The sequence below is a fragment of the Candidatus Bipolaricaulota bacterium genome (assembly GCA_021159055.1).
In the GTDB taxonomy this organism is placed as follows: Bacteria; Bipolaricaulota; Bipolaricaulia; order UBA7950; family UBA9294; genus S016-54.
Genome location: JAGGSO010000147.1, coordinates 1 through 5,089, shown reverse-complemented (window position 1 = coordinate 5,089; position 5,089 = coordinate 1). Strand labels below are relative to the sequence as shown.

The window sequence follows — 5,089 nt, the reverse complement described above, 5'->3', positions numbered from 1 at the left end:
AACGGTTTCTCGCCGGAGCGTCTCTCCAAATCGGCCTCCCTCGACGGCCTTCCTCTTGCATCAATGAGATCAAAAGGTTGCGTAGTGTCGCACCCTGTGTGCGGCGAAAAACCAGCGGGCACAGGGCCCGCCGCTACACCAGCTTGAATATCACGTAGCGGCGCAGCTTGTCTGCGACGAAACGAATCGGCGGGGACAAGCCCCGCCGATTGATGTACGCTCGCTTTACGCCCGGGAGGACTTGAACCTCCGGCCTTCGCATCCGCAGTGCGACGCTCTGTCCCCTGAGCTACGGGCGCATCATACGGAGGGACGGGGATTCGAACCCCGAAGCCCTTGCGGGCGTACCGGTTTTCGAGACCGGCTCCTTGCCATTCGGTCATCCCTCCAAGCTTAAATGTTAGAAGGTTTACACAAGATGTGCAACTGAGAAAGGTGAATGCGGTAACACGATTTCGCGGCATCGCACCTTGTGTGCGACGAAACGGACTGGCGGGCATGGCCCCTACCAAGGGAAATCGGCGGGCACAGGGCCCGCCCCTACAAAAGCCACCCATTGGAGACAAGTCTTAACGTTACCCCCAGATTCACATGGTCGCAGTTCTAATAGCAGGAGCTCGATCCGATCGACACCGCGCCGACCGCCGTACCCTTGGTCCCGTTTTCGTCGGTCACGGTGAGGGTGACGAGGAACCGGCCTGTCTTCTGATAGGCGTGGGAAACCCGTACCCCGCTCCCGGTTGTGCCGTCACCAAAATCCCATTTGTAGCTTACGATCTTTCCCTCGGCGGCGCGGGAGTAGCTGCCGTCGAACTCGATCGGGACCCCGACCTCCCCACCGGAGCAGCCGGGAAGGCCGGTGATCACCGCGAGCGGGATGTCCGGACCGCCGCACGAGCCGCCGGAACACCCACCCCCGCTCGATTTCTCCTGCACGTTGACGGCGTGGCGGGCTGTCCCCACCGCTCCGGCGTCGTCGGTGACCGTGAGGGTGATCACGTAGTAGCCCGTGTTGGCATAGGAATGACTGACCTTCACCCCTTCGCCGGTGGTCCCATCGCCGAAGTCCCACTCATAGCTGACGACTTCACCGTTGGGATCGTACGAACCCGAGGCGTCGAATTCGACGGTATCCCCGACCGTGGGAGCGTCGTCGGTGGCGGAGAAGTTGGCGATCGGCGGCGCGTTGGTCACCTCGATCGCGATCTCCTGTGAGTCGAACGATCCTTCGGCGTCGATCACGGTGAGCTTGACGAGGTAGGTCCCGGGATACTGGTAGGTGTGCGTCCCCTTCTCCGCGTCGAGCGGGGCCGAGTCGTGCGGGTCGCCGAAATCCCAGTGATACGAAGCGATCGTCCCATCGTCATGCGAGTAGTGTGCGTCGAACGTGACGGTGAGGGGAGCCGTCCCGGAGACCGGGGTCGCGTCGATCACCGCCTGCGGTGGCTGGTTCACCATCCCGCTCATTATCTGGTCCATGGTGCAGCCGGTGAGCAGAAGCGGGATCAGCAACAGTCCGAGGAGAAGGAGTCGCTTCATCGGTCACTCCCTTTCTGACCCCAGGCCCAGTTGCTCATCGCATCGCCGTTCTCGTCGATATCGGCGTTGCACGGCGGGCCACCAAGGATCGTCACCTGCTGGATGTAGTTCGTCTTGCCGCCGTCGTTGTCGGTGACGGTGAGGACGACGTTGTACGTTCCCGGCCATAGATAGCGATGCTTCACCACCTTGCCGGTGTCGGTGTGGCCGTCGCCGAAGTTCCAGTCATAGGCGACGATCTCGTCGTCGTCGGTGGAGTCGGAGGCGTCGAACGTGATCCATTCACTCGCCCCGACGATGTATTTATCATCCATCTTGCTCTTCGGACTGTAGGAGAATTTCGCCTGCGGGGGCGGGTTGAGGGCCTGCACGGTCATCGTGCTCTCGCCTGTGCGCCCGCGGCTGTCGATTACCGTCAGCTTCACCTGGTAGACTCCGTCTTCCTTGTACACGTGGGCCGTCACCGGTCCGTGGCCGATCGTCCCGTCCCCAAAGTCCCAGGTGTAGGAGACGATCTTCCCGGCCTCATCGTAGGACAGGGTCCCGTCGAAGTTGGCGGTAAACGGGATCACCTGCTTATCCGGGGCGGCAGTGAACAGGGCCTTGGGCCCGGTGGGGCTTCCACCGAGACAGCCTGAAATAAGGATGGGGACAAGTCCGAGCAGCCCGAGCAGAAGGTAGTACCGTACGCGTTTCATATTCATCACTCCTTCCTCCTATATCGAAAGATCTATCGCCAATGAGATCCGAAACTGGATGCTGATCCCGCTTAGGTCGATCTGTTCCGCGGTCCCGTCGCCGTCGAGGTCGAGCCCTGTCCCATCAGCATCGGTGATCGTGGGAGAGGTGAGGGCGCGGTAGCCCAGCTCCGCCCCGATCCCAAGCCAGTCGGTCATCGGGTAGGTGATCGACAGCCCGGCCTCGAACCCGACCGCTTGGTTGTTGTAGTGCCCCTCTCCTTCGTGGGGATGGACCGAGATCGGGGGATAGCCGCTCGGCATCTGGAAGGTGATCGCGGTGGTGAAGCCGGAGTAGTAATACCCAACACCTCCGGTCACCCCGATCGTCAACCCGGAGGAGAGGAAGTCGAACCTCCCGGTGAGGACGAACCCAACGAACGAGCAGCCGAGATCGACCGCGATCTGCGACGTCTCATCCCCGCTTGTGTAGCTCCCGGAGGTTGAGGTCTCGGTACGGAAGTACTCGAGCTTCCCCCCGATCGCCAAAGAATCCGTCATCCAGAACTGTTCGCCGGCGTAATACCCGATCCCCGCACCGAGATGCGGGATGAGAGGAACGGTGCCATCGATCGTTGGAGTCTCGTTAAGAGCAGCGATGATCGTATTGTACAGTGTTATCGCCGCGTTTATCTCGCCGAGGGCCGCCCCGCCCGGGCCGGCACCGGCGAACATCTCCAGGTCCCCGGCGTAGGCACCCATCCCCGCCAGGAGGACCAACCCCACAACAGCCACTAGCCCTTTCATCATCTCCCCCTTTTCCGTTTTCGGGAGTGGGGGAAGGAAGCGCTCAGAGAGGCGCTCCCCTCACCACCCGGTAGGACTAGGGTAAGGGCTTAGTTCCGCGGCGCGTAGCGCATCCTTCTGGTCGAAGGTAGATCTATTTCTGGCCCGGGGCGGACCTATGTCTCCTCGACGGCGGACCGCAGTGCAGTGACTGCCGCCTCGATGTCCGCCGCGTCCACATCGAGATGGGTAGCAAGCCGGATCTGATCGTCGTTCTCCCCCAGCGGGTGGGACAGGACTCCACGCGCTTCCAGCCGGGCGGCGAGGGTGGTGGCGGACAGACCGGGGCGGGTGATGCGGAAGTAGACGAGGTTGGTCGTCACCGGTTGCCCCGGGGCGCGGTCCGGGCCGAGCTCAAGCCCATCGATCTCTGAGATCGCATTCCCAAGCCGGGCCGCGTTCTCATGGTCCTCCTTCAATCGATCGATATGGTGTTCAAGGGCGTAGAGCCCGGCAGCAGCGATGATCCCGGCCTGGCGCATCCCTCCCCCCACCATCTTCCGCACCCGACGCGCCTTCTCGATGAACGCACGCGACCCGCACAGGACTGACCCGACCGGGGCACCGAGCCCCTTGGACAGGCAGACCATCACCGAGTCGACGGCACGGGTGAGGTCGCGTGGGGCGACGCCGAGGGCGATCGCGGCGTTGAACAGGCGTGCTCCGTCGAGGTGAACCGAGATCCCGCGGGAATGAGCCAGCTCCCCGACGGCGTCGCAGTACTCCGGGGTGAGGGGATGGCCGCCGCAGCGGTTGTGCGTGTTCTCCAGGCAGATCAGGCGGGTCCTGGGGAAGTGGACGTCGTCTGCCCTGATCGCTGCTTTGATCGCGGCGAGCGGAAGTGACCCGTCGGGAGCGTTCCGGATCGGGTGGGGATGGACCCCGCCGAGCCCGGCCGCTCCTCCCCCCTCGTAGAGGAAGGTATGGGCGAGGTCGCCGAGGATCATCTCGTCTCCGCGGCTCGCGTGGGTGAGGATGGCGACGAGGTTTCCCATCGTCCCGGAAGCGACAAACAGCCCCGCCTCCTTCCCAAGCCTCTCTGCCATAGCCGCTTCGAGGCGGCTCACCGTCGGGTCCTCCCCGTAAACGTCATCCCCGACCGGAGCGGCCGCCATCGCCGCCCGCATCCCCTCCGTCGGCTTGGTCACCGTGTCGCTGCGCAGATCGATGATCCTCATCTACCATCCCTCCTTCCCGATGATCGGGACGAACCGGCACTCGCCGAGCCCGACCCGCGTTACAGTACCACCGGAGCGCCGCACCTGCAACAGCTCCTGCCAGCCGCGTCCCCCGACCGGGGCGACGATGATCCCGGGATCGGAAAGCTGCTCGAGGAGGGCTTCAGGGATGCGGGGGAGGGCGCCGGTGACGATGATCCGGTCGAACGGCGCTTCCTCGGGGAGACCGTGCGTCCCGTCGCCGACGAAGAATCGGATGTTTTTATACCCGAGGGAGGTGAGGCGGGCCTGCGCCGCCGCGGCGAGATCCGGGATCCGCTCGATCGTGCATACCTCACGCGCGAGTTCAGCGAGGATCGCGGTCTGGTAGCCGGAGCCGGTCCCGATCTCGAGGACTTTCTCCGTCCCGGCAAGCTCAAGGGCCTCCGTCATCCGGGCGACGATGTACGGCTGGGAGATCGTCTGCCCGCCCTCGATCGGCAGGGGATGGTCGGAGTAGGCCTCGTCCTGCCAGGCCGGGGGGACGAACAGGTGGCGGGGGACGCGCTCCATTGCAGCAAGAACACGGGGATCGCGGATTCCACGCCGGCGGAGCTGCCGCTCCACCATCCGCCGCCGTTCTTCTTCAAGCCGGGCCTCGCGATAGTCCTCCATCGAGCAGAGATTATAGCCTAACCACGCGCTCGCGCAGTCCCCACTGCCACGAAAGATCGTGTAACCTCACTTGTGTGCGACGAAAGAACTACGAATTGTTGGATTTTTTTGTGGACAACGTCTGAGATTACGGCATCGCAAGTTTGGTCTTGATCTCCCTGATGTCGCGCTTGTTTTTCTCTACGTCGGTTTCTA

General features: G+C 63.3%; 5 protein-coding genes and 2 tRNA genes. All 7 read right to left on the bottom strand.

Annotated features, from left to right (window positions below; genetic code table 11):
• Positions 1-226 precede the first annotated feature (226 nt).
• The 7 genes from J7J55_07540 to J7J55_07510 all read right to left on the bottom strand — a co-directional run bounded on the left by J7J55_07540 (position 227) and on the right by J7J55_07510 (position 4,894).
• Positions 227-299: transfer RNA gene (locus J7J55_07540), tRNA-Arg, on the bottom strand.
• A 6-nt stretch (positions 300-305) separates the two neighbouring features.
• Positions 306-389: transfer RNA gene (locus J7J55_07535), tRNA-Ser, on the bottom strand.
• 214 nt (positions 390-603) lie between these two features.
• Positions 604-1,539 carry a PKD domain-containing protein gene (locus J7J55_07530; protein ID MCD6142546.1) on the bottom strand — a complete coding sequence of 312 codons (936 nt, stop codon included), beginning with the start codon at positions 1,537-1,539 and terminating at the stop codon, positions 604-606.
• Positions 1,536-2,243, bottom strand: coding sequence for a PKD domain-containing protein (locus J7J55_07525; protein ID MCD6142545.1), 708 nt, complete (start codon positions 2,241-2,243; stop codon positions 1,536-1,538). The genes J7J55_07530 and J7J55_07525 overlap by 4 nt, the downstream gene beginning before the upstream one ends.
• A gap of 12 nt (positions 2,244-2,255) precedes the next feature.
• Positions 2,256-3,026: a hypothetical protein gene (locus J7J55_07520; protein MCD6142544.1), complete on the bottom strand. Its 771-nt coding sequence runs from the start codon at positions 3,024-3,026 to the stop codon at positions 2,256-2,258.
• 152 nt (positions 3,027-3,178) lie between these two features.
• On the bottom strand, positions 3,179-4,240 hold the full coding sequence (gene ltaE, locus J7J55_07515) for a low-specificity L-threonine aldolase (GenBank protein ID MCD6142543.1): 1,062 nt from the start codon (positions 4,238-4,240) through the stop codon (positions 3,179-3,181).
• Positions 4,241-4,894: a protein-L-isoaspartate(D-aspartate) O-methyltransferase gene (locus tag J7J55_07510; GenBank protein MCD6142542.1), complete on the bottom strand. Its 654-nt coding sequence runs from the start codon at positions 4,892-4,894 to the stop codon at positions 4,241-4,243.
• Positions 4,895-5,089 lie beyond the last annotated feature (195 nt).

Coding starts and splice junctions, on each gene's coding strand:
- J7J55_07520 (MCD6142544.1), bottom strand. CDS start 3,026: ATGATGAAAGGGCTAGTGGCTGTTGTGGGGTTGGTCCTCCTGGCGGGG.
- J7J55_07525 (MCD6142545.1), bottom strand. CDS start 2,243: ATGAATATGAAACGCGTACGGTACTACCTTCTGCTCGGGCTGCTCGGA.
- ltaE (MCD6142543.1), bottom strand. CDS start 4,240: ATGAGGATCATCGATCTGCGCAGCGACACGGTGACCAAGCCGACGGAG.
- J7J55_07510 (MCD6142542.1), bottom strand. CDS start 4,894: ATGGAGGACTATCGCGAGGCCCGGCTTGAAGAAGAACGGCGGCGGATG.
- J7J55_07530 (MCD6142546.1), bottom strand. CDS start 1,539: ATGAAGCGACTCCTTCTCCTCGGACTGTTGCTGATCCCGCTTCTGCTC.